Raw genomic sequence first — 1225 nt, 5'->3', positions numbered from 1 at the left:
CGTCGGTGTCAGTTGGTGCGGTCCTTGTTGAAGTGCTTCATGGCCCAGGTGAAGCCGAGGAGGGTGAGGGCGGTGCACCAGGCGAGGGCGATGTAGGCGTTGTTGCCGATGGGGGTGCCGAGGAGGAGGCCGCGGAGGGTTTCGATCATGGGGGTGAAGGGCTGGTACTCGGCGAAGTAGCGCAGGCCGGTGGGCATGGTGTCGGTGGGGACGATCCCGGAGCCGACGAAGGGCAGGAGGATGAGGGGGAAGGGGGCGTTGGAGGCGGCGTCGAGGGTTTTCGCGGCGAGTCCGAAGGCGACGCCGAGCCAGGTCAGGGCGAGGCTGGCGGCGGTGAGCAGGCCCAGGACGGCGAGCCACTCCAGGGGGGTGGCGTTGGGGTGGAAGCCCATGGCCCAGGCGACGGCGAGGACGAGGGCCATGCTGGTGAGGGTCTGCAGGACGGAGGAGATGACCCGGGCGATGAGGATGGAGGGGCGGAAGATCGCCATGGTCTTGAACCGGGCGATGATGCCTTCGGTCATGTCGACGGAGGTGGACACGGCGGTGCCGAGGGATCCGGTGGCGGCGGTCATGATGATCAGGCCGGGCAGGACGTAGTTGACGTAGTCGTCGTGGCCGGCTCCGCCGATGGGGCTGACGCCCTGTCCGAGGACGTTGCCGAAGACGTAGACGAACAGGAGGAGGAAGAGGACGGGGATACCGACGATGGACAGGGCGGTGGTGGGGTAGCGGAGCTGGTTCTTGATGTTGCGGCGCAGGAGGGTGGTGGAGTCGGCGACCGCGTAGGCGACGGTGCTCATACCAGGACCTTCTTCTCGGTGTCGGCGCCGACCTGGCCGGCGGAAGCAGCGGTGGTGGTGTCAGTGGTGCTGGTGGTGGGGGTCTGGCCGGTCAGGGCGAGGAAGACGTCGTCGAGGTCGGGGGTCTTCAGGGACAGTTCGGACACGGTCGTGGTGTCGAGGCGGGCGAGGATGTGCTGGACCGCGGACGCGCTGCCATCGGAGGGGATGCGCAGGGTCAGGGAGTCCTCGTCGCGGGTGGCGGGGGTGCCGTCCAGAGCGGCGGCTGCGGCGGTGAGGGCGGACACGCTGGTGAACTGGAGGTCGACGCTGCCGCCGGGGATCTGCCGCTTCAGCTGCTCGGGGGTGCCCTGGGCGACGAGGGTGCCGCCGTTGAGGACCGCGATCCGGTCGGCGAGCTGGTCCGCCTCCTCCAGATACTG

1 protein-coding gene and 1 pseudogene are annotated in these 1225 nt (G+C 68.9%); both read right to left on the bottom strand.

Going from position 1 to position 1225, the window contains the following annotated elements; translation table 11 throughout:
* Positions 1-8: 8 nt before the first annotated feature.
* On the bottom strand, positions 9-803 hold the full coding sequence (locus tag ACGFYV_RS37540; RefSeq protein WP_393883032.1) for an ABC transporter permease: 795 nt from the start codon (positions 801-803) through the stop codon (positions 9-11).
* A pseudogene (locus tag ACGFYV_RS37535) lies at positions 800-1225 on the bottom strand (hypothetical protein); the annotation flags it as partial. The pseudogene ACGFYV_RS37535 and the gene ACGFYV_RS37540, both read right to left, overlap by 4 nt.

The sequence above is a fragment of the Streptomyces sp. NPDC048297 genome (genome assembly GCF_043201585.1).
GTDB lineage: Bacteria > Actinomycetota > Actinomycetes > Streptomycetales > Streptomycetaceae > Streptomyces.
Note: the sequence above shows the minus strand (reverse complement) of the source record. Positions and strands in the feature narration are given on the sequence as shown.